At 56.6% G+C, this 20,856-nt stretch carries 21 protein-coding genes and 1 pseudogene; 16 read left to right on the plus strand and 6 right to left on the minus strand.

Going from position 1 to position 20,856, the window contains the following annotated elements; translation table 11 throughout:
• The first annotated feature begins 11 nt into the window (after window positions 1-11).
• The gene (locus BWI76_RS12440; protein WP_004139300.1) at window positions 12-1,403 is read left to right on the plus strand and encodes an MFS transporter; all 1,392 of its coding nucleotides are present in this window, start codon (window positions 12-14) and stop codon (window positions 1,401-1,403) included.
• Here BWI76_RS12440 and pspF read toward each other — a convergent pair.
• Complete coding sequence (gene pspF / locus BWI76_RS12445) at window positions 1,394-2,383, minus strand: phage shock protein operon transcriptional activator (RefSeq protein ID WP_024360673.1); 990 nt, start codon at window positions 2,381-2,383, stop codon at window positions 1,394-1,396. The two genes, BWI76_RS12440 and pspF, sit on opposite strands and share 10 nt — an antisense overlap.
• Window positions 2,384-2,535: 152 nt before the next feature.
• Here pspF and pspA point away from each other — a divergent pair, with 152 nt between their 5' ends.
• The 9 genes from pspA (at window position 2,536) to BWI76_RS12490 (ending at window position 9,951) form a co-directional block, all read left to right on the plus strand.
• Entirely contained in the window at window positions 2,536-3,204 is a 669-nt protein-coding gene (gene pspA, locus BWI76_RS12450; RefSeq protein WP_004139297.1) for a phage shock protein PspA, read from the plus strand.
• A 51-nt stretch (window positions 3,205-3,255) separates the two neighbouring features.
• The gene (pspB, locus tag BWI76_RS12455) at window positions 3,256-3,480 is read left to right on the plus strand and encodes an envelope stress response membrane protein PspB (RefSeq protein ID WP_004101459.1); all 225 of its coding nucleotides are present in this window, start codon (window positions 3,256-3,258) and stop codon (window positions 3,478-3,480) included.
• Complete coding sequence (pspC, locus tag BWI76_RS12460) at window positions 3,480-3,839, plus strand: envelope stress response membrane protein PspC (protein ID WP_004139296.1); 360 nt, start codon at window positions 3,480-3,482, stop codon at window positions 3,837-3,839. Before pspB ends, pspC begins: the two co-directional genes overlap by 1 nt.
• Window positions 3,840-3,858: 19 nt before the next feature.
• Window positions 3,859-4,089, plus strand: coding sequence for a phage shock protein PspD (gene pspD / locus BWI76_RS12465; protein ID WP_004101464.1), 231 nt, complete (start codon window positions 3,859-3,861; stop codon window positions 4,087-4,089).
• Between the two features lie 33 nt (window positions 4,090-4,122).
• Entirely contained in the window at window positions 4,123-4,437 is a 315-nt protein-coding gene (pspE, locus tag BWI76_RS12470; protein WP_064342514.1) for a thiosulfate sulfurtransferase PspE, read from the plus strand.
• 100 nt (window positions 4,438-4,537) lie between these two features.
• Window positions 4,538-5,935 carry a YcjX family protein gene (locus tag BWI76_RS12475; RefSeq protein WP_004139291.1) on the plus strand — a complete coding sequence of 466 codons (1,398 nt, stop codon included), beginning with the start codon at window positions 4,538-4,540 and terminating at the stop codon, window positions 5,933-5,935.
• Complete coding sequence (locus BWI76_RS12480) at window positions 5,932-6,993, plus strand: YcjF family protein (protein ID WP_004139289.1); 1,062 nt, start codon at window positions 5,932-5,934, stop codon at window positions 6,991-6,993. Before BWI76_RS12475 ends, BWI76_RS12480 begins: the two co-directional genes overlap by 4 nt.
• A 244-nt stretch (window positions 6,994-7,237) precedes the next feature.
• Window positions 7,238-8,779, plus strand: coding sequence for a transcriptional regulator TyrR (tyrR, locus tag BWI76_RS12485; protein WP_004121199.1), 1,542 nt, complete (start codon window positions 7,238-7,240; stop codon window positions 8,777-8,779).
• Window positions 8,780-8,895: 116 nt separating this feature from the next.
• Window positions 8,896-9,951 carry an AbrB family transcriptional regulator gene (locus BWI76_RS12490; protein WP_049090013.1) on the plus strand — a complete coding sequence of 352 codons (1,056 nt, stop codon included), beginning with the start codon at window positions 8,896-8,898 and terminating at the stop codon, window positions 9,949-9,951.
• 41 nt (window positions 9,952-9,992) lie between these two features.
• On the opposite strand, the gene tpx is transcribed toward BWI76_RS12490, so the two are convergent.
• Window positions 9,993-10,502 (minus strand): thiol peroxidase, encoded by a 510-nt coding sequence (gene tpx, locus BWI76_RS12495; RefSeq protein ID WP_049086788.1) that lies wholly within the window; start codon window positions 10,500-10,502, stop codon window positions 9,993-9,995.
• 101 nt (window positions 10,503-10,603) lie between these two features.
• Here tpx and ycjG point away from each other — a divergent pair, with 101 nt between their 5' ends.
• Window positions 10,604-11,569, plus strand: coding sequence for an L-Ala-D/L-Glu epimerase (gene ycjG / locus BWI76_RS12500; RefSeq protein WP_004139282.1), 966 nt, complete (start codon window positions 10,604-10,606; stop codon window positions 11,567-11,569).
• On the opposite strand, the gene mpaA is transcribed toward ycjG, so the two are convergent.
• Window positions 11,560-12,273 (minus strand): murein tripeptide amidase MpaA, encoded by a 714-nt coding sequence (gene mpaA, locus BWI76_RS12505; protein WP_004139281.1) that lies wholly within the window; start codon window positions 12,271-12,273, stop codon window positions 11,560-11,562. The two genes, ycjG and mpaA, sit on opposite strands and share 10 nt — an antisense overlap.
• A 188-nt stretch (window positions 12,274-12,461) precedes the next feature.
• On the opposite strand from mpaA, the gene BWI76_RS12510 reads away from it, so the two are divergent.
• Window positions 12,462-14,078, plus strand: coding sequence for a peptide ABC transporter substrate-binding protein (locus BWI76_RS12510; RefSeq protein WP_049085751.1), 1,617 nt, complete (start codon window positions 12,462-12,464; stop codon window positions 14,076-14,078).
• Between the two features lie 92 nt (window positions 14,079-14,170).
• Here BWI76_RS12510 and BWI76_RS12515 read toward each other — a convergent pair whose 3' ends face one another.
• Entirely contained in the window at window positions 14,171-14,734 is a 564-nt protein-coding gene (locus BWI76_RS12515) for a DJ-1/PfpI family protein (protein WP_074168755.1), read from the minus strand.
• A 91-nt stretch (window positions 14,735-14,825) separates the two neighbouring features.
• On the opposite strand from BWI76_RS12515, the gene BWI76_RS28105 reads away from it, so the two are divergent.
• Both BWI76_RS28105 and BWI76_RS12520 read left to right on the plus strand, forming a co-directional pair.
• Entirely contained in the window at window positions 14,826-14,975 is a 150-nt protein-coding gene (locus BWI76_RS28105; RefSeq protein WP_157130118.1) for a hypothetical protein, read from the plus strand.
• Window positions 14,976-15,003: 28 nt separating this feature from the next.
• A pseudogene (locus tag BWI76_RS12520) lies at window positions 15,004-15,189 on the plus strand (hypothetical protein); the annotation flags it as partial.
• Window positions 15,190-15,371: 182 nt separating this feature from the next.
• On the opposite strand, the gene BWI76_RS12525 reads toward BWI76_RS12520, so the two are convergent.
• Together BWI76_RS12525 and BWI76_RS12530 are read right to left on the minus strand one after the other, a co-directional pair.
• The gene (locus tag BWI76_RS12525; RefSeq protein ID WP_004139271.1) at window positions 15,372-17,051 is read right to left on the minus strand and encodes a glycoside hydrolase family 43 protein; all 1,680 of its coding nucleotides are present in this window, start codon (window positions 17,049-17,051) and stop codon (window positions 15,372-15,374) included.
• Window positions 17,052-17,108: 57 nt separating this feature from the next.
• Window positions 17,109-18,548, minus strand: a complete 1,440-nt coding sequence (locus BWI76_RS12530; protein WP_162685345.1) for an MFS transporter — start codon at window positions 18,546-18,548, stop codon at window positions 17,109-17,111.
• Window positions 18,549-18,987: 439 nt separating this feature from the next.
• On the opposite strand from BWI76_RS12530, the gene BWI76_RS12535 reads away from it, so the two are divergent.
• Together BWI76_RS12535 and BWI76_RS12540 are read left to right on the plus strand one after the other, a co-directional pair.
• Window positions 18,988-19,179: a hypothetical protein gene (locus BWI76_RS12535; RefSeq protein WP_004139267.1), complete on the plus strand. Its 192-nt coding sequence runs from the start codon at window positions 18,988-18,990 to the stop codon at window positions 19,177-19,179.
• Window positions 19,180-19,435: 256 nt separating this feature from the next.
• Window positions 19,436-20,818 carry a carbohydrate porin gene (locus BWI76_RS12540; RefSeq protein ID WP_031446334.1) on the plus strand — a complete coding sequence of 461 codons (1,383 nt, stop codon included), beginning with the start codon at window positions 19,436-19,438 and terminating at the stop codon, window positions 20,816-20,818.
• Window positions 20,819-20,856 lie beyond the last annotated feature (38 nt).

A 20,856-nucleotide genomic window follows, 5' to 3' on the forward strand; every position in this document is an offset into this window, starting at 1 on the left:
AGGACCCTGCTATGAGTTCTGTATCGCTAAGCGAAGCGCAGTTCGTCGGCACCGATCGTCTGCTGGCGGGTATTGTATTGAGCGTTCTGACCTTCTGGCTGTTTGCCCAGTCGGTGATTAACGTGGTTCCGGCGATGAAAAGCAGCCTCGATATTTCGCTGGAAACCCTGACCCTGGCGGTGAGCCTGAGCGCCTTATTCAGTGGCTGCTTCGTGGTCGCCAGCGGCGGTCTGGCGGATAAATTCGGCCGCATGCGTATGACCTCGTTCGGCCTGATCCTCAGCATTGTCGGCAGCGCGATGCTGGTGCTGTCGCAGGGGCCCGCGCTGTTCCTGGCCGGGCGCGTTTTACAGGGGCTGTCGGCCGCCTGCATCATGCCGGCGACGCTGGCGTTAATTAAAACCTGGTACGAGGGCAAAGCGCGCCAGCGGGCGGTCAGCTTTTGGGTCATCGGCTCCTGGGGCGGCAGCGGGCTGTGCTCGTTTGTCGGCGGGGCGATTGCTACCGGACTGGGCTGGCGTTGGATTTTTGTTTTCTCCATCGCGGTAGCGCTGGCGGCGCTGTTGTTGCTGCGCGGTACGCCGGAAAGCCGTAGCGCCAGCGCGCAGCAGCATAAGCTGGACATCAGCGGCCTGATTAGCCTGATCCTTGCGCTGGTGCTGTTAAATCTGTTTATCAGCAAAGGCCACGGCTGGGGCTGGACCAGCGCAACCTCGCTGGCGATGCTGGCCGGCGCGCTGGCCTCGGGGCTGTTTTTTATCCGCAACGGCCAGCGTAAGGGCGACGCGGCGCTGATTGATTTCGCGCTGTTTCGCAACCGGGCCTACAGCGCGGCGGTGCTGTCAAACTTTATGCTCAACGGCGCCATCGGTACCATGATGATTGCCAGTATCTGGCTCCAGCAGGGGCATCATCTGAGCCCGCTGGAGAGCGGCATGATGACGCTTGGCTACCTGGTCACCGTGCTGGCGATGATCCGCGTCGGCGAGAAGCTATTGCAACGCTACGGCGCGCGTCTGCCGATGATGATCGGCCCGGTCTTTACCGCCGTTGGCATTCTGCTTATCTCCTGTACCTTTCTCGATAAATCGACCTATATCGTCACGGTCTTTTTCAGCAACGTGCTGTTTGGCTTTGGGCTGGGCTGCTACGCCACCCCGTCAACGGATACCGCGGTGGTCAACGCTCCTGAGAATAAGGTCGGCGTGGCCTCGGGGATCTATAAGATGGGGAGTTCGCTCGGCGGGGCGATGGGGATAGCGGTGACAGCGTCACTTTTTGCGCTGTTCTTACCGTTGGGGATGGCCAGCGCGGCGCAGTACGCGCTGTGGTTTAACGCCGCGCTCTGTCTTGGGTCAATGGCGCTGAGCGCGCTGCTGCTTCCGCGTACAGGTCAAAGCTGATGCTTTTTCAGCAGCGCCCGCAGCTGGTGGTAGGTGAGGCCCAGTAGTTCGGCCGCCTGCTTTTGATTGTACTTCGCCTGTTCGAGGCTTCTCTCGAGCAGGCTTTTTTCTTGCTCCTGCTGGAAAGCGCGTAAATCGAGCGGCAGCGTGGGGCCAGGCGTCTTCTCCACTTCGACGGGCGTCGCCGTGTGCTGCTGGCGGAAGGGGTTAATAATAATATTATCCAGCTCGCGTTCGCTGCTGCCGTGGCGGTAGACCGAACGTTCAACCACGTTTTTTAATTCACGGATATTTCCCGGCCAGCGGTAGTTTTGCAGCGTCTCGGCGGCGCGTTCGCTAAAGCCGGGAAACAGTGGTAATCCGAGCTCGCGGCACATCTGGATGGCAAACTGGGTGGCGAGCAGCATGATATCGCTCTGGCGCTCGCGCAGCGGCGGCAGCTGCACCACATCAAAGGCCAGACGGTCGAGAAGGTCGGCGCGAAAAAGCCCGTCTTCCACCATTTGCGGCAGGTCGGCGTTGGTCGCGCACACCAGGCGGACGTTAACCTGCAGCGGCTGGCTGCCGCCGACGCGCTCGAGTTCGCCATACTCAATCACGCGCAACAGCTTTTCCTGTACCAGCATCGGTGCGGTGGCCAGCTCATCGAGAAACAGGGTACCGCCGTCGGCGCGCTCGAAGCGCCCCGGGTGACGTTTACTGGCCCCCGTAAAGGCGCCGGCCTCATGCCCGAACAGCTCCGAATCGAGCAGGTTTTCATTGAGCGCCGCGCAGTTGAGCGAGATAAATGGCCCCTGCCAGCGGGAAGAGAGGAAGTGCAGACGGCTGGCGATCAGCTCCTTGCCGGTTCCGCGCTCGCCAATCACCAGCACCGGTTTATCGAGCGGCGCCAGTCTTGAGACCTGCTCAAGCACCTCAAGAAAGCTATTGGCCTCGCCGAGCAGGTTGTCCTTGTAATCCGCCATGATGAATTTCGCCATTTAGTAGTGTGATTCACCAGGTCACTTTAGCAATGCGCTGGCCAGATAACAACCACTTCCATTAAAATCAATAAGATAAAAACTTGGCACGGCAATTGTATTAGTCATGGCACAGGCCGGTGCCTGACACCAGAACTATGAGGATTGAAATTATGGGTATTTTTTCTCGTTTTGCCGACATCGTGAACGCCAACATCAACTCCCTGCTGGAGAAAGCAGAAGATCCGCAGAAGCTGGTTCGACTGATGATTCAGGAGATGGAAGACACGCTGGTTGAAGTGCGTTCGACCTCCGCGCGAGCGTTGGCTGAAAAGAAACAGCTGAGCCGTCGTATTGAACAGGCCGTTGCCCAGCAGGCGGAATGGCAGGAAAAAGCCGAACTGGCGCTGCGCAAAGAGAAAGAGGATCTGGCCCGTGCGGCGCTGATTGAAAAGCAAAAGCTGACCGACCTGATCGCTAGCCTGGAAAACGAAGCGCAGCTAGTTGATGAAACGCTGGCGCGGATGAAAAAAGAGATTGGCGAGCTGGAAAACAAACTCAGCGAAACCCGCGCCCGCCAGCAGGCGCTGATGCTGCGTCATCAGGCCGCAAGCTCCTCCCGCGACGTTCGTCGTCAGCTGGACAGCGGCAAGATTGACGAGGCGATGGCGCGTTTTGAATCATTTGAACGTCGTATCGACCATATGGAAGCAGAAGCGGAAAGCCACCGCTTCGGCAAAGATAAGTCGTTGGATCAGCAGTTCGCCGATCTGAAAGCGGACGATGAAATCAGCGAGCAGCTGGCGGCGTTAAAAGCCAAAATGAATCAAAATAATCAGTAATCGTATTCGGGCGGCACCAAGACGTGCCGCCGCCATCTGCAAGGAGTTCATATGAGCATGCTTTTTCTCGCCATCCCATTGACGTTGTTTGTGCTGTTTGTGTTGCCGGTCTGGCTCTGGCTGCATTACAACAACCGTACCGCCAGCGGCAGCCTATCGCAGAATGAACAGCAGCGTCTGCTGCAGCTGACCGATGACGCGAAGCGCATGCGCGAGCGTATTCAGGCGCTGGAGGCGATTCTTGACGCTGAGCACCCGAACTGGAGAGAGAAATAATGGGCGGACTGGATCTGAGTAAAAAACTGTGTCGCATTCCGCAGCAGGGCATGGTGAAAGGGGTTTGCGCCGGTATTGCGCAGTATCTGGACGTGCCGGTAAAGCTGGTGCGCCTGATTACCGTACTGGCAATGATTTTTGGCCTGTTCCTGTTTGTGGTGGTGGCCTACATCATTCTCTCGTTTGCGCTGGATCCGATGCCGGAAAGCGAGCTGTATGGTGAAAAAACGCCGAGCAGCGGAGAGCTGTTGGCCGCCGCGGATAAGGAACTGGCAGCGGGGGAGCGTCGTCTGCGCGAAATGGAGCGCTACGTCACCTCTGATACCTTTTCGCTGCGCAGTCGTTTCCGCCAGCTATAACTGAAAGTTGAGGTTAATGATGAACATGAAATGGCAGCAGGCCGGGCAAAAAGTCAAACCGGGTCTGAAAATCGCAGGCAAACTGGTGCTGCTCACCGCGCTGCGCTACGGCCCGGCGGGCGTCGCTGGCTGGGCGGTAAAATCCGTCGCGCGTCGGCCGCTGAAAATGCTGCTGATGCTTGTTCTGGAACCCATGCTCAGCCGGGCGGCGCAGCGGTTTTCTAAACGTCGCGGATGGCGTATGTTATGAGTGCCTAAACACTCACACTATCAGGATGATAAAATGCGAAAACTCCTTCTGGGTTTAGCGCTGGCGATGGCCTTACCCGCCTTCGCGGCAGAGCACTGGATCGATGTCCGCGTCCCGCAGCAGTATCAAAAAGAGCACGTCGTCGGGGCGGTGAATATCCCACTGGCGGATTTAAAAACGCGGATTGCGGCGGAAGTACCGGATAAAAACGATACCATTCACGTTTATTGCAACGTTGGCCGGCAATCGGGCCAGGCTCAGCAGCTGCTGAGCGAAATGGGCTACACGCAGGTGGTTAACGCCGGCGGCCTCAGTGAGATAGCCAGGCCGAAAAGCGCCAGCAAATAATCGTTGGCCCCGTCGCAGCGGGGCTAATGCAATCTATTGATAATTATCTCTTTAGCCCTCATGTCTATTTCCCTCGTTCTTCAGGCTCAACAGGATGGCGATGAAGCGACTCAAAACAGAATTTAACGCGCTGATCAACCGTGGGGTTGATCGGCATCTTCGTCTGGCCGTCACCGGCCTTAGCCGCAGCGGCAAGACCGCCTTTATCACCGCGCTGGTCAATCAACTGCTGAATATTCACGCCGGCGCGCGGCTACCGCTGCTTAGCGCGGCCAGAGAAGAGCGCCTGCTGGGCGTCAAGCGCGTACCGCAGCGGGATTTTGGTATTCCGCGCTTCACCTATGATGAAGGGCTGGCCCAGCTCTATGGTCAGCCGCCGGTCTGGCCGACGCCCACCCGCGGCGTCAGCGAAATCCGCCTTGCTCTGCGCTATCGCTCTAACGATTCGCTGCTGCGCCATTTTAAAGAGACCTCAACCCTGTATCTGGAGATTGTCGATTATCCCGGCGAGTGGCTGCTGGATCTGCCGATGCTGGCCCAGGATTATCTGACCTGGTCACGGCAGATGACCGGACTACTGCAGGGGCAGAGGGCGGAGTGGTCGGCGCGCTGGCGACAGCTATGCGAAGGTCTGGATCCGCTGGCGTCCGCCGATGAAACCCGTCTGGCGGAGATCGCCGCGGCGTGGACCGATTATCTGCATACCTGTAAGCGCGAAGGGATGCACTTTATTCAGCCAGGGCGCTTTGTGCTGCCCGGTGAAATGGCCGGCGCCCCGGCGCTGCAGTTTTTTCCCTGGCCGGATGTGGATGCCGCCGGTGAGGCTAAGCTGGCGCAGGCGGACAAACAGACCAATGCCGGAATGCTGCGCGAGCGTTTTAAATACTACTGCGAGAAAGTGGTAAAGGGCTTCTATAAAGATCATTTCCTGCGCTTCGATCGGCAAATCGTGCTGGTGGACTGCCTGCAGCCGTTGAACAGCGGGCCGCAGGCGTTTAACGATATGCGCCTGGCGCTGACGCAGCTGATGCAAAGTTTTCACTATGGCCAGCGCACGCTGTTTCGTCGCTTGTTCTCACCGGTTATCGATAAGCTGCTGTTCGCCGCGACTAAAGCCGATCACGTGACCGTCGATCAGCACAGCAATATGGTGTCGCTGCTGCAGCAACTGATACAGGACGCCTGGCAGAACGCGGCGTTTGAAGGCATCAGTATGGATTGCCTGGGACTGGCGTCGATTCAGGCGACGCAGAGCGGGCTTATTGAGGTGAACGGCGAAAAGATCCCTGCGCTGCGAGGCCACAGGCTGAGCGACGGCCAGCCGCTGACCGTCTACCCCGGCGAGGTGCCCGCCCGTCTGCCGGGCCAGGCCTTCTGGGAACAGCAGGGCTTTCAGTTTGAAAACTTCCGCCCTCAGGTGATGGACGTTGATAAACCGCTGCCGCATATTCGCCTCGATGCGGCGCTGGAATTTTTGATCGGAGATAAATTGCGATGACCGAACCCTTAAAACCGCGTATCGATTTCGACGGCCCGCTGGAGGAGGAAAAGGCGCAAATTCTCAAGTCCGCGCGCGCGTTTGACGGCGCCGACGCGGCGAAATTCGCTCCCGCGCGGCTTGACGTTCTGCAAGATGAAGAGGGCGCGGCGGAAGCGGTAGTGGAGTCTGCGCTGCGGCCTAAGCGCAGCCTGTGGCGAAAAATGGTTAGCGCCGGGCTGGCTATCTTTGGCGTCAGCGTGGTGGCGCAGGGCGTGCAGTGGACGATGACCGCCTGGCAAACGCAGGACTGGATCGCCCTCGGCGGCTGTGCTGCCGGCGCCTTGATCGTCGGCGCGGGCGTCGGTTCGGTGGCCACCGAGTGGCGCCGGCTGTGGCGGCTACGCCAGCGTGCCCACGAGCGAGATGAGGTGCGGGATCTGATGCACAGCCATGCGGTCGGCAAAGGGCGCGCCTTTTGCGAGAAGCTGGCCCTGCAGGCGGGGCTCGATCAATCCCACCCGGCCCTGCAGCGCTGGTATGCGGCAATCCACGAAACGCAGAACGATCGTGAAGTGGTGAGCCTGTACGCGCAGATCGTACAGCCAGTACTGGATGCGCAGGCGCGGCGTGAAATCAGCCGTTCGGCGGCGGAGTCGACGCTGATGATCGCCGTCAGTCCGCTGGCGCTGGTGGATATGGCGTTTATCGCCTGGCGCAATTTACGGCTGATCAACCGCATCGCCACCCTCTACGGTATTGAGCTGGGCTACTACAGCCGCCTGCGCCTGTTCCGTCTGGTGCTGCTGAATATCGCTTTTGCCGGCGCCAGCGAGCTGGTGCGGGAAGTCGGGATGGACTGGATGTCGCAGGATCTGGCGGCCAGGCTATCGGCGCGCGCGGCGCAGGGGATTGGCGCCGGGCTGCTGACCGCGCGGCTGGGTATTAAGGCGATGGAACTCTGCCGCCCGCTGCCGTGGATCGCCGACGATAAACCGCGGCTGGGGGATTTTCGTCGCGAGCTGATCGGTCAGCTAAAAGATACCCTGCAGAAGAGCAAAAACGCGCCGGAGAAATAGCGTTTTTGGGCATTCCCGGCTCGCGCTACGCTTAGCCGGGCTATGGCCGGTTGCCCTGATAAGTTGGTAGCCCGGCTAAGGCGTTCGCGCCGCAAGCCGGGAATTCTCCCTGTAGCGCATAACTTTACGGCAGAAAGGCCATTTTTCCGCCATACTGTCAATAATTGTTGACAGCTGGCTTCACGCCAGCACATAACTGTCCTATTATTCATCCGTCATTGGCCTCTTTAGGGTGAAAACTCCTATGCGTCTTGAAGTCTTTTGTGAAGACCGTCTTGGTCTGACTCGTGAATTACTTGATTTACTGGTGCTGCGCGGTATCGACCTGCGGGGTATCGACATTGACCCTATTGGCCGAATTTATCTCAATTTCGCCGAGCTGGAGTTCGCTAGCTTCAGCAGCCTGATGGCGGAAATTCGTCGTATCGCCGGCGTCACCGACGTGCGCACCGTGGCGTGGATGCCGTCAGAGCGGGAGCACCTGGCGCTCAGCGCGCTGCTGGTGGCGATGCCGGAACCGGTGCTGTCTCTGGATACCAAAGGAAAAGTCGAACTGGCTAACCCGGCCAGCTGCCAGCTGTTTGGCCAGAGTCAGGATAAGCTGCGCAGCCATCCGGTCGCGCAGCTGATTACCGATTTTAACGTCCAGCGCTGGCTGGAAAACGATCCTCAGGAGTCGCATGCGGAACACGTGGTGGTCAACGGGCAGAACTTTCTGCTGGAGATCACCCCGGTCTACCTGGAAGGCGAGCACGGCGAGAAGGTGCTAACCGGCGCGGTAGCGATGCTGCGTTCGACGGTCCGCATGGGGCGCCAGCTGCAAACCATGACCATTCAGGATACCAGCGCCTTTAGCCAGATCCTCGCCGTTGGTCCGAAAATGCGCCATGTCGTCGAGCAGGCCCGCAAGCTGGCCATGCTCAGCGCGCCGCTGCTAATCGTCGGGGATACCGGCACAGGGAAAGATTTGCTGGCCCACGCCTGCCACCTGGCGAGTCCGCGCGCAGGGAAACCTTATCTGGCGCTGAACTGCGGCTCCATCCCGGAAGACGCGGTGGAAAGCGAGCTGTTCGGCGACGCCATCCAGGGGAAAAAGGGCTTCTTCGAGCAAGCTAACGGCGGCTCGGTTTTGCTGGATGAAATTGGCGAAATGTCGCCGCGCATGCAGACCAAACTGCTGCGCTTTCTCAACGACGGCACCTTCCGCCGCGTCGGTGAAGATCATGAGGTCCACGTTGATGTGCGGGTGATCTGCGCGACCCAGAAAAACCTGGTGGAGCTGGTGCAAAAGGGGCTGTTCCGCGAAGATCTCTATTATCGCCTGAATGTGCTGACGCTGTATCTGCCGCCGCTGCGCGACTGCCCGCAGGACATCATGCCGCTGACCGAACTGTTCGTGGCGCGCTTTGCCGATGAGCAGGGCATTCCGCGGCCGAAACTCTCAGCCGATTTAAATAGCGTGCTGACGCGCTACAGCTGGCCGGGCAACGTGCGTCAGCTGAAAAACGCGATCTATCGCGCGCTGACTCAGCTGGACGGGTTTGAGCTGCGTCCTCAGGATATCCTGCTGCCGGATCACGACGTCTCGTCGCTGGCGGTTGGCGAAGAAGCGATGGAGGGGTCTCTGGATGATATTACCCGCCGTTTCGAACGCTCGGTGCTCACCCAGCTTTATCGCAGCTTCCCCAGCACGCGTAAACTGGCCAAGCGTCTTGGCGTCTCGCACACCGCGATCGCCAATAAGCTGCGCGAATATGGCCTGAGCCAGAAAAAAGGCGACGAGTAATGCTCACCAACCGCCTGCCCGGGCAGGCGGTTGGTATTTCCAGAAAAGGGCGGGGTCCAGGTGTAGAATGATTCTGTATATACTTCGTCTTTACCCTCTTTTTGGCAGGAATACGCATGCGGATCTGGCGTAGTGATTTTTTTCAATGGATGAAACTGCTGGTACTCTCCAGCGCGCTCTCTTTTGTATTGTTCTGGTTTCACCTTCCCGCCGCGCTGCTGCTGGGGCCGATGATTGCCGGAATCATCCTCAGCCTGCGCGGCGCGGAAATTCGCGTACCCCGTCCCTTTTTTATTGCCGCCCAGGCGATTATCGGCTGCATGATCGCCCGCAGCCTGACGCCATCCATTTTCGGCGTTCTGCTGGCGAACTGGGCGCTGGTGCTGTTGATTCTCTTTTCTACACTCGCTATCAGCGCGCTGGCGGGATGGCTGCTGGTGCGCTACAGCGACCTGCCCGGCGCCACCGGGGCGTGGGGGAGCTCGCCGGGCGGCGCCTCGGCGATGGTGATTATGGCCCAGGAGTACGGCGCCGATGTCCGGCTGGTGGCGCTGATGCAGTATCTGCGGGTGCTGTTTGTTGCGGGGGCGGCGGCGCTCGTCGTTCGCGTCGCGCTCGGCGGTGAAGCGCAGGAGATGACTCAGCAGGTCGCCTGGTTTCCTCCGGTGAGCTGGCAGTTACCGCTCACGCTGCTGCTGACGGCGGTAGCGGGGTGGTTGGGGCTACGGCTGCGCTTTCCATCCGGCGCGATGCTCTTTCCAATGCTGATCGGGGCGCTGGCGCAGGGGGAAGGTTGGCTGCAGCTTGAACTTCCCGAGTGGCTGCTGGCGCTGGCTTATGCCGCCGTTGGCTGGAGCGTTGGTCTAAAGTTTAATAAACAGATTTTCCTGCTGGCGCTCAAAACCCTGCCGCAGATCCTCGCATCGATTATTGGCCTGATCCTGCTGTGCGCGCTGATGGCTTTTGGGCTGACGCAGGTTTTGCCGCTGGACTTTATGACCGCCTACCTGGCGACCAGTCCGGGCGGTCTGGACACGGTGGCGATTATCGCCGCCGGTACGCGGGCGGATATGTCGTTTATTATGGCGATGCAGACGCTGCGCCTGTTCACCATCTTACTGACCGGGCCGGCGATTGCGCGCTTTATCTCCCGCTATGCGGCGCGGGAATAAAAAAGCCCCCGGTTAACGAGGGCTTACGTGGCCTGGCGGCGTTATTGCGCTTTCAGCGCGGCCAGGGCGGCGTCGTAGTCCGGCTCTTCGGTGATTTCATTCACCAGTTGGCTGTAAACAACCTGGTCGTTTTCATCAATCACGACCACAGCGCGCGCCGCCAGGCCGGCCAGCGGGCCCGCGGAGATAGCGACGCCGTAGTCGGCCAGGAACTGCGCGCCGCGCAGGGTAGACAGAGTGACAACGTTGTTCAGGCCTTCCGCGCCGCAGAAGCGAGACTGCGCGAACGGCAGGTCAGCGGAAATGCACAGCACCACGGTGTTGTTCAGTTCAGACGCCAGCTGGTTAAATTTACGTACCGATGCCGCGCAAACGCCGGTATCGATGCTTGGGAAAATGTTCAGCACTTTACGGGAGCCTGCGAACTGGCTCAGCGCGACGTCAGAGAGATCTTTGGCCACCAGCGTAAACGGCTGCGCTTTAGCGCCTGCCTGCGGAATGGTGCCTTGAACAGAAACGGGGTTGCCCTGGAAATGCACGGTTTGTGACATGGTTATCTTCCTGTTTACATATAGTTAACGTCGCGGCTAGTGTATGACATCCGTCATCGGCACGGCAAATCCTTTTAATACTTACCTGCGAGGTTCAGGGAATGCGAAATCTGCGAGTCTATGAAGAAGCCTGGCCGCTACATACCCCGTTTGTGATCGCCCGCGGCAGCCGCAGCGAGGCAAAAGTCGTGGTGGTGGAAATTGAAGAGAATGGCGTCAAGGGCACAGGTGAGTGCACGCCCTATCCTCGTTACGGGGAGAGTATTGCTTCGGTGATGGCGCAGATTATGGCGATTGGCGAACAGATTGAGCGCGGCGTCTCCCGTGAGGAGATCCAGCGCCTGCTGCCGCCAGGAGCCGCGCGTAATGCCGTGGACTGCGCGCTTTGGGACTGGCAGGCGCGCAGCGCGGGTAAGAGCATCGCGCAGCTTTTAGGCGTGGCCCTGCCGGTGCGGATGGTCACGGCGCAGACGGTGGTTATCGGCACGCCGGAGCAGATGGCGGCCAGCGCGGCGGCGCTGTGGGAGAAAGGGGCCACGTTGCTGAAAGTGAAGCTCGACGACCATCTGATCAGCGAGCGGTTGATTGCCATTCGCGAGGCGGTTCCGCAGGCCACGCTCATCGTGGATGCTAACGAAGCCTGGCGCGGCGATGGCCTGGCCGAGCGCTGCCAGCTGCTGGCGGATATCGGCGTGGCGATGCTGGAACAGCCGCTCCCGGCTGGGGCCGATGAGGCGCTGGAGAATTTTATCCACCCGCTGCCCATTTGCGCCGATGAGAGTTGCCATACTCGCGACAGCCTGGCGGCGCTGCGCGGCCGCTATGAGATGGTCAATATCAAGCTTGATAAGACTGGCGGCCTGACCGAAGCGCTGCTGTTGGCGCAGGAGGCGGAGCGCCTGGGATTTGCGCGGATGCTGGGCTGCATGCTGTGTACCTCAAGAGCCATCAGCGCGGCGCTGCCGCTGGCGCCGCTTGCCCGTTTTGCCGACCTCGATGGCCCGACCTGGCTGGCGGTGGACGTCGAGCCGGCGCTGCATTTCAGCACCGGCGTGCTTCATCTTTGAGAGCGCCAGTGCAGCAGGTCCGTCATGGCCGCCAGGTATTTATCCGTCGCTTCGTCGGCGGATATCGGCGGGAATTCGGCGGTAATGCAGGGCAGGCCGATATCCGCGCACCAGCTGCCAAAGGAGCCGGGCGTTTCATAGCCGACGCTGCCCACCAGCGGCAGGCTAAACGCATCGGCTAGCCACTGGCCCAGTTCGCTGTGGCCGGGATCTTCAATACAGGCCAGCGGATCGTGAAACGAGACCACCCACGCGGGGTGGATCTGGTGGATCAGCTGGCACAGCGCCTGGGTTTCCGGTTCTGAACCGGGTTTTTCGCCGGTGAGCAGGACTACATCGCGCTGCTCCGCCGCGCTGTTCCAGCGATAAACCGTTTCGCCTTCTTTCCAGTTCGCCGCCGGAAAATTCCGGTTCAGGTCGATGCCGCGCGCGTTGGCGCGCAGCCCCAACTGGCAGCCGTCCGGGTTGACCGCCAGCACCACGTGGTGGCGGCGCAGCTCGGGTTTGAGCGTACGTAGCGCGCAGGAAAGCGTGACTATGGATGAACCTTCATCGCCGTGGGTTCCGGCAAGAATCAGGCCGCTGCGGCTATCGGCCAGCGGCGCCGGGAACCACAGCAGCGGCGCGCCAAGGTGAGACTGGCCGTAGCGTTGTGTTCCTGGCGGAAAATCACCGCGCTGGGGGCGAGGACGAGAAACGGGCATAGGGCATCCTGTTATCCGATTATTTTTCAGCAGTGTTGTGTAAAACCGTCCCGGAATCAAATAGTTTCCAGCAATGGTGAAATCAGCATAGACGTCAACTTTCTTTCACAAGCCGTTTGCAATTTCAGGTGATGAAACAAATAATTATCGCACTGCCAGCTCTGGTTTTTTATTTTAAAGGGGATCTTATGAAGTATCCTGTCACATTGACATGCGGCGCGCTGTGGTTAGCCAGCGTCTCTTCTCTTGCCTGGGCAGCCGATGTCCCGCCGGGCACCGTTTTAGCCGAAAACCAGGTGCTGGTGCGGCACATTAAAGACGAGCCCGCCTCCTTAGATCCCGCGAAAGCCGTCGGTCTGCCTGAAATTCAGGTTATCCGCGATCTTTTTGAAGGTTTAGTCAATCAGGACGAGAAAGGCAACCTGATCCCGGGCGTGGCGACTCGCTGGCAGAGCAATGATAATCGCGTCTGGACATTTACCCTGCGCGATAACGCCCGCTGGTCCGACGGCACGCCGGTAACGGCAGAGGATTTTGTTTATAGCTGGCGGCGGCTGGTTGATCCTAAAACCACGTCCCCGTTTGCCTGGTTTGCTGCGCTGGCCGGAATCGCCAATGCGCAAAATATTATTGATGGTAAAGCCGCGCCGGACACCCTCGGCGTCACCGCCGTGGACGCGCGTACCTTGCGCGTGCAGCTGGATAAACCGCTGCCGTGGTTCAGTAATCTGACGGCCAGCTTTGCTTTCTATCCGGTGCAGAAGGCTAACGTGGAGAGCGGCGACAACTGGACGCGTCCGGGAAGCCTGGTTGGCAACGGCGCGTATGTCTTAAAAGATCGCGTAGTGAATGAAAAGCTGGTGGTGGTCCCCAATACGCACTACTGGGATAACGGCAAAACGGTGATCCAGCAGGTCACATTTACGCCCATTAACCAGGAGTCAGCGGCCACCAAACGTTATCTGGCCGGCGATATCGATATCACCGAGTCGTTCCCGAAAAATCTGTATCAGAAGCTGCTGAAGGATATTCCGGGGCAGGTTTATACTCCGCCGCAGCTGGGAACTTATTATTACGCCTTTAACACTCAGAAAGGGCCAACCGCCGATGAGCGCGTCCGCCTGGCGCTCAGCATGACTATCGATCGTCGTCTGATGGCGGAGAAAATTCTGGGTACCGGCGAGAAACCGGCCTGGCGCTTTACTCCGGACGTGACCGCAGGCTTTACTCCGCAGCCGACGCAAATCGAAAGCATGAGCCAGGCCGAACTGAATGCCCAGGCGAAAGCGCTGCTGCAGGCGGCGGGCTACGGTCCAAACCGTCCGCTGAAGCTGACGCTGCTGTACAATACCTCGGAGAACCACCAGAAGATCGCGATCGCGGTGGCGTCAATGTGGAAGAAAAATCTGGGCGTCGACGTGAAGCTACAAAACCAGGAGTGGAAAACCTATATCGATAGCCGCAATACCGGCAATTTCGATGTGATCCGCGCCTCGTGGGTGGGGGATTACAACGAGCCGTCGACGTTTCTGTCGCTGCTGACCTCAACCCATAGCGGCAATATCTCCCGTTTCAACGATCCGGCCTACGACAAAATTCTGACCCAGGCGGCGCTGGAAACGTCGGAAAAAGCGCGCAATGACGATTACAACGCGGCGGAAAAAATCATTATGGCGAAAGCGCCCATCGCGCCGATATATCAGTACACCAACGGGCGTCTGATTAAACCGTGGCTGAAAGGGTATCCGATAGCCAATCCGGAGGACGTGGCCTATAGCCGCACAATGTATATCGTGAAGCACTGATGGGTCCTGGTATTTAGCCCGGAGCTGGCGCGATTTTAGCGCCAGCGCCTCCTTCAGACGGTCTTCATGGAGGCTGTTATCCGGTTGTTTTTCTACCGCAGCAATTCGGCAAATTTCGCCAACCATTGCGGATGGGCGGGCCAGGCGGGGGCGGTAACCAGATTGCCGTCAATATGCGCCTGATCGATACCAATGTCGGCAAAATGTCCGCCGCTGAGCCGCACTTCCGGCGCACAGGCCGGATAGGCGCTGCAGGTGCGGCCTTTTAATATGCCTGCCGCGGCCAATAGCTGAGGGCCATGGCAAACGGCGGCAATCGGTTTACGCGCCGCGTCAAACGCTTGCACCAGTTTAAGTACTTCCGCATTCAGGCGCAGATATTCTGGCGCCCGCCCGCCGGGGATCAACAGCGCGTCATAATCCGCCTCTTTCACGCTTGTAAAATCGGCGTTGAGAACAAAGCGATGGCCGGGTTTCTCGCTGTAGGTCTGGGCGCCGTCAAAGTCATGGATGGCGGTCATAATGTAGTCGCCTTTGGTTTTGTCAGGACAGACAGCAGCAACCTGATGTCCAATCATTTGTAGTGCCTGGAACGGCACCATGGTCTCGTAATCTTCGGCGTAATCGCCCACCAGCATCAGAATCTTTTTGCCCATCATATTCACTCCTGTATGAATTAAAGTGTCTAAGATATAGCCTGGCGGGAGAGGGAATGCGAACCGCAACTCGGCTCAGGACAACAAAACAATGAATCCGCAGCTGCAATCCTTTGCGACCTGGCTGGCGGGAAGCGGGCGCGCTGCTTTCGAAGGGCGCTGGCAACCTCTGCTACTTGGGCGTTTAGCCAGTAAACTCGCGTTGCCCGGCGCCAGCAATCAGGCGCTGGGAAGAGATTAATGGGCAAAGATCATTATTGTCTATTAACGATCTGAGCCAGCTTTACCAGGCCGAAGCGCACCTGACGGCGCTGGATGATGTGCTGCAGCGCCTGGAACTCAAACATGTCAGCCAGCTCGATGCCTTGTATACCCTGATGCACAACGCGGCGGTGCGGCTGGAAGACAGCGAAAATAAAGAGGAGACCGCGTCGCAAACGAGCGCCGCTACGCCGCGTTGAAACAAAAAACGGCGGAATAACCTTGGGATCGCATCCACCGTGATATTCTTTTCCACAGATAATCGACGAAAAGGTATCCGGGATATCCATTCTGCGGCCAGAACACCCCCGCAATACCCGGAACCGGCGCGGCCTGTCGCGCCAGTTCCTCATTTCACATCTCTGGTCAGGGCTATCTAATAACCACGTAACTCACTGGCTTCCCAGCTGTAAGCGTCACTGGCGATTAACGTATCGCCCAGCTCCTGGTAATCGAAATGATAAAACTCAGCGCTGGCGTCATAACCGGAGTAGTCGACTGCCGCAAGGCCAACAAACGCCCCGGTAAAGAACCCGCCGTAGCTTTGCAGAACATAATCATCCGAAAGGATCGCGGCATCTAACCTGACGGGGATTTCAGTGAATTCAACCCCATTAAAGCTATATTCATAGCTATACGTTTCTTTCCTGACCTTCGTGCGGAACCAGACTTCTTCAACATGGTCCGGGACCTTGATAGCATCATCTTTTAAATATGATGTATATTTCCCGCGGTTATTCTCACCTAATTCAATGACCTTGCCGTTAATTTCATTCCAGGTAATGAACACAAAGCTCCAGTGACGATCGTTATAGTAGTTTGTTAATCCTGCCATTTGCTGGTAGTTAAATGGATTAAATTTGACTTTAACTTTCGCGTCAAAATAGAAGGCCTGCCAGCGGCGGGCAATCAGCGACAGGTCGTGGGTATTCGCTAAAGAGCCCTGGCCAATTAACGTTAGCTTGCCATCGCCTGTGGTACCCATTTTTTCTGTGAACGGCACCCGCAGGGTATTCCAGTTGCGATCGAGCGTCGCCGTTGTAAAGTCGTCGTGCTGGCTATGGTTTTCCGGGCTTTCGGTATAAATGGCATCTTTTGGACCCTCAACAAACGTTTTCCCGCCATGCCCTCCTTCAATACGCGGCCAGCCATCTTCATCCCAATACACTTTTTGAATAGCCGTTTCTCTGCCCAGCGTTGACCAACCGCGAGGATCGTAGACCGACTCACCCGGGCGATTCCACGGACGCGCGCAGAGCGAGGCGTAGTACCACTCCCCACTTGGGGTAGAAACTAAGGCACCGTGTCCTTGCTTTTGGATATAGCTGTCTGGCGTATCGACGTTGGTTAAGAAGACCTCACCAGGCTCGGTTTCAAAGCTGTTGGCGTCTAAGGTTTTAGAACGCGCAACCACTTCCTGGTGCGTAAATACGGTGCCGCCCTGGGCGGCAAAAAGATAATAATAGCCGTTCAGTTTATACAGATGCGGGCCCTCAACGAGCGCAACGGCAGTGCCGCGGTAAATAGTACGCGCGGTTTCTGGTCTTAATTTTAGGGTCCTGGTATCCAGTTCGGTTAAGGTGATGCCGTCAAAGGGATGGCGATACTCACGATGATCCCAGGTTTGCTGCACGATATATTTACGCCCATCATCGTCATGGAAAAGTGAAGCATCAAAACCTACGCCGTTGAGCTTGATGGGATCCGTCCATGGGCCGCGAATATCGGTTGCGGTGGTCAGATAGTTGGTCATGTCTTTAAAGGCGCCTTCGGTGACTTTGACGTCGGTATACACCAACCAAAATTGACCATCCGCATAAGAGAGCGCCGGTGCCCAAATCCCGCCTGATGAAGGATTGCCTTTCATATTCAGCAGGGTGGTTGTTGACAATGGCGAAGGGAGAAGATTCCAGTGCTCCAGGTCTTTTGACTCATGTAAACGAACGCCCGGGAACCACTCGAACGTCGAGTTGGCGATATAGTAGGTATCCTTCACGCGGATAATACTGGGGTCGGCATTAAACCCACGTAAAATAGGGTTTTGAATAAGAGACATATCATTACACCTTTTTAAAATGAAAAGTGACTTAATGGCTGGATTTATAATTTTTAGCTACACGCGTATCTCATCAAGCTGACGGTTGATATCGTTAACGTTTTTGTCAGAGATGGGATAAACCTGAATGATGATCATCGATATAATGGCTAACGCGATAGGGATCCACACCGCGGTCATAATGATCCCGTCGATAGCGCTGGCGCTTTGCTGGGCGCCGGTTTCATTGAATCCATAGACGGCCAGCAGCCACAGCGGGATAGCGCCGCCGATAGTAAAACCAATCTTGAAAAACAGCCCCATAATCGCGTTAATGATCGCCGCATTCCGTTTGCCAGATTTTAATTCGCCGTACGCGATGACTTCGGGAACCAGCGCCCACATAAAGCCGGTCGCCGAGGTTAAGCCCCACTGTTTAATGAAGGTCGCGATGTAAGCAAGCCAAAGCGCATCATGCATACCCTCCCGTGACCAGACGTAAGTCAGTAATTCACCGACAATAAACATGGCCAGAAAAATGTGGAAGAATCCTTTTTTACCAAAAATTTTCTTGAGTTTGGGCCAGAAAATAGGGAAGGCAATGCCCGGAATCGAGGCGACAAGGCCGACGGCCCCCATCCACTCTGAATGACCCACAACGTACTGATTGAAAAAGCCGTTAACCGTGTTCATGAAAAACATGAAGGTAAACGCCAGCATGAAAAACAGCCCGAGAATAACCAGCGGACGATTATGTTTAAGTTCAAGGAACAGATCGGTCGTTTTGACGTTGGCAGTCTGTTCTGCCGTCGCAACAACGCGTTCTTTGGTGAATTTATAGCAGATGAAAAGCGCCGCAGCGCCGATTAGCATATAAACGGAGTAAACGCCGAACCAGGCGTAGTTCGCTGATGGATCGGTATAGTTTCCCAGATTGAGCTCAATGCCAAAAAAACCGGTGTCCTTAAGGCTACGATCTTTTGGCGAGGCCATTTGTACAAACATCGGGAACAGGGTATAGACAAGAAGGTTCGCGCTATTGGCCAGCATCATGCGGGTACTGGTGAGTTTATCAATCGATTCCGGATCCCGGGTCAGGGACGCGTTAAGAGAACCATAAGGAATATTCACCACCGAATAAACTAAATCCAGAGCCAAATAGACGATAAAAGCAAAAGGGACTGAACCTCGGACGCCAGGAATGGGAGCAAAAAGTAACGCGGAAAGGATCACCAGCGGCACGCCGGCTCTTATCAGCCAGGGACGGTATTTGCCTGCTTTTGACGTTCTTTTGTCAACATACGTGCCGACCATCGGATCCCAAAAGACATTGATGATTCGGACAAAAAGAAATATAAACCCAGCCGTTGCCGTGCTGATGGTATTTACCGTCAGCATGTGAAGAGCCAGAAAGCCGCCTATTGTGCCAAAAACCAGGTTTTGAGCGAAGTCGCCCATTCCATAACCAATACGTTCCCCGCGCGTTAATTTATGATATTCGTCATGGCGGCTTTGCATTATGTTTTTACTCATTCTGAGCAGACTCCGGTGTGTTGTGTGGATGTGTAACAATTTCTGACATAAATGATCTCGAAGAATCCATTACGTTTTTAAATTAATTTATTATGTTTTTTTACTTCTGTGATCATCGAAGCAAATACCCATCAAGACTATCTTGTCTCTCTTGTTGACTAACGATTTAGCAGCTATATCCCGATAGATTCAGGGCGCGAAAAAATCATTTTTTATTTTATTGTTTCTCTCTTCATCACCCGAAAAAATGTACTTTACATGGTTCTCCAGGCGTTGAGTAAATGACGCTAATATTTGCGAGATGGCTCACATTTGAGCATTTTCTTAATCGCTGAGTGAAATAACGTAATTGAGCAACCGGCCGGGAGAATAGAGGATGTGTCACAGTTGTTAAATTTTGGCTTCATAAATTATGGGGTTCATCATGCAATCTTATGCTGAGCGGGGCGCAGCCAGCGGTTTTATTCATCCACTCGACGGTGCCGGGGCGGCGGCCAACGCCGCGCCGTTCCTGTTTCCCACGGTAATAGCGCAGGTCGCTGGCGTCATCAACGCTGTCCGCCGCCTGGGGGTAAAAGGTGGTACCGTGAGGACGGAGGGCGTCGCCAGCTGCTGAAACAACGACGTTAATTATGGCGCATGCCCGGCGCAATCAATACCACCGCTGCTGGCCCGTAAATTATCCAAAATGATAATTTATCCGGGGGCAGCTCATTATTAAACAACGCGCGAGGAGGTCGGATAACCCTAATAGCGTAAAGCCTCTGTAGATGTATAAAATTAAAATAATGTTCTTATGATAGCGAGATATTCTGTCTACCCAGAATGGGATTGTTATTATCTGAATAAAATTAACCTATATTGAGATAATTTTGACAATGATAAAAAAACTTCCATTACCCGTGGCGGTTATCGCCGCCTTTTTCCCGTTTACCTCTGCAATAGCCCAAGAGTTCACGCAGGAACAGATCGACGCCATTGTGGCGAAGGCCGTCGATAAAGCCCTCGCCGAGCGCCAGGCGAAAATCGACGCTGCCGCCGATAAAAAAGTGGATGTCATTACCAACCCGCAGACCACCGCGGCCTCGCCGGATATGGCGATCCCCTTCGGCCTCAAGTTCAGCGGCTACGCCCGCTACGGCGCGCAGTTCCAGACCGGCGATCAGAAGTTTGTCGGCGTGGATGGCTCCTATAACGGCGCCTCGGCGATCGGTCGTTTAGGCAACGAAGGCAACGGCGGCGAATTCCAGATAACCAAAGCCTTCAAAAGCAGTAAAGGCGCGATCTGGGATATCAACGTCATGTTTGACCACTGGAGCGATGAAGTTAACCTGAAAAAAGCCTACGTCGGCGTCACCAACGTGCTGGAATCTAACCCCAACGCTTATATCTGGGCCGGCCGCGACTTCCATCAGCGTCCGCAGCAGGGGATCAACGACTACTTCTGGATGAACCACGATGGCCAGGGCGCCGGGGTGAAAAACTTTGATATCGGCGGCGTGCAGTTTGACGTGGCGGGGGTGTCGCAGGTGGAGTCCTGTAGCCCGGAAGTGATGGCCGATGAGGCCAACCCGTCGCGCATCACCTGTACCGGCGGCTCCGGTACCGGCGATAACGGCCACTACGCCCTGACCACCAAAACCCACAACATCAAGGCCGGGCCGATCGACGTTGAGGTATACGCCAACTACGGCTTCGATTCGAAAGCGGTGGACAGCGACGAACGTCTCGACGCCTGGCAGGGCGGGCTGGTGCTGAGCCACACCAACGACAGCGGCGTCAATAAAGTGATCCTGCGCTACTCCGATAACTCGGATAACAGCGTCTACAACAAAACCGATGACCTGACCGCTATCTACGCCAGCTTTGAAGGGCTGCATAAATTCACCCGGCAGGCGCAGATCGAATATCTGCTGGCCTTCCACGACTATGACAACGGCAAGGACAACACCGACAACCGTAAAAACTACGGCGCCATCGTCCGTCCGATGTACTTCTGGAACGATGTGCACTCCACCTGGCTGGAAGCGGGCTACCAGCGCGTCGACTATGACCAGGGCGGCGATAACCACGGCTGGAAGCTGACGCTGTCGCAGAACATCGCCATCGGAATGGGGCCGGAGTTCCGCCCGATGCTGCGTTTCTACGTGACCGGCGGCCAGGTGGATAACAAGCGCACCGCGAAGGTCAACGGCACCAAAGACGAACAGCTGGATTCGCTGAACGTCGGCGGCATGTTTGAAGCGTGGTTCTAAAAGCTGACGGATTCACCAGGGGAAACAGGCTGGCGCGC

The sequence above is a fragment of the Klebsiella sp. M5al genome (genome assembly GCF_002090195.1).
Taxonomy (GTDB): Bacteria; Pseudomonadota; Gammaproteobacteria; order Enterobacterales; family Enterobacteriaceae; genus Klebsiella; species Klebsiella grimontii.

Bases quoted from the DNA above. Each gene is read 5' to 3' on its own strand.
- BWI76_RS12440 (WP_004139300.1), top strand. From the start codon at position 12: ATGAGTTCTGTATCGCTAAGCGAAGCGCAGTTCGTCGGCACCGATCGT.
- pspF (WP_024360673.1), bottom strand. From the start codon at position 2,383: ATGGCGAAATTCATCATGGCGGATTACAAGGACAACCTGCTCGGCGAG.
- pspA (WP_004139297.1), top strand. From the start codon at position 2,536: ATGGGTATTTTTTCTCGTTTTGCCGACATCGTGAACGCCAACATCAAC.
- pspB (WP_004101459.1), top strand. From the start codon at position 3,256: ATGAGCATGCTTTTTCTCGCCATCCCATTGACGTTGTTTGTGCTGTTT.
- pspC (WP_004139296.1), top strand. From the start codon at position 3,480: ATGGGCGGACTGGATCTGAGTAAAAAACTGTGTCGCATTCCGCAGCAG.
- pspD (WP_004101464.1), top strand. From the start codon at position 3,859: ATGAACATGAAATGGCAGCAGGCCGGGCAAAAAGTCAAACCGGGTCTG.
- pspE (WP_064342514.1), top strand. From the start codon at position 4,123: ATGCGAAAACTCCTTCTGGGTTTAGCGCTGGCGATGGCCTTACCCGCC.
- BWI76_RS12475 (WP_004139291.1), top strand. From the start codon at position 4,538: ATGAAGCGACTCAAAACAGAATTTAACGCGCTGATCAACCGTGGGGTT.
- BWI76_RS12480 (WP_004139289.1), top strand. From the start codon at position 5,932: ATGACCGAACCCTTAAAACCGCGTATCGATTTCGACGGCCCGCTGGAG.
- tyrR (WP_004121199.1), top strand. From the start codon at position 7,238: ATGCGTCTTGAAGTCTTTTGTGAAGACCGTCTTGGTCTGACTCGTGAA.
- BWI76_RS12490 (WP_049090013.1), top strand. From the start codon at position 8,896: ATGCGGATCTGGCGTAGTGATTTTTTTCAATGGATGAAACTGCTGGTA.
- tpx (WP_049086788.1), bottom strand. From the start codon at position 10,502: ATGTCACAAACCGTGCATTTCCAGGGCAACCCCGTTTCTGTTCAAGGC.
- ycjG (WP_004139282.1), top strand. From the start codon at position 10,604: ATGCGAAATCTGCGAGTCTATGAAGAAGCCTGGCCGCTACATACCCCG.
- mpaA (WP_004139281.1), bottom strand. From the start codon at position 12,273: ATGCCCGTTTCTCGTCCTCGCCCCCAGCGCGGTGATTTTCCGCCAGGA.
- BWI76_RS12510 (WP_049085751.1), top strand. From the start codon at position 12,462: ATGAAGTATCCTGTCACATTGACATGCGGCGCGCTGTGGTTAGCCAGC.
- BWI76_RS12515 (WP_074168755.1), bottom strand. From the start codon at position 14,734: ATGGGCAAAAAGATTCTGATGCTGGTGGGCGATTACGCCGAAGATTAC.
- BWI76_RS28105 (WP_157130118.1), top strand. From the start codon at position 14,826: ATGAATCCGCAGCTGCAATCCTTTGCGACCTGGCTGGCGGGAAGCGGG.
- BWI76_RS12525 (WP_004139271.1), bottom strand. From the start codon at position 17,051: ATGTCTCTTATTCAAAACCCTATTTTACGTGGGTTTAATGCCGACCCC.
- BWI76_RS12530 (WP_162685345.1), bottom strand. From the start codon at position 18,548: ATGCAAAGCCGCCATGACGAATATCATAAATTAACGCGCGGGGAACGT.
- BWI76_RS12535 (WP_004139267.1), top strand. From the start codon at position 18,988: ATGCAATCTTATGCTGAGCGGGGCGCAGCCAGCGGTTTTATTCATCCA.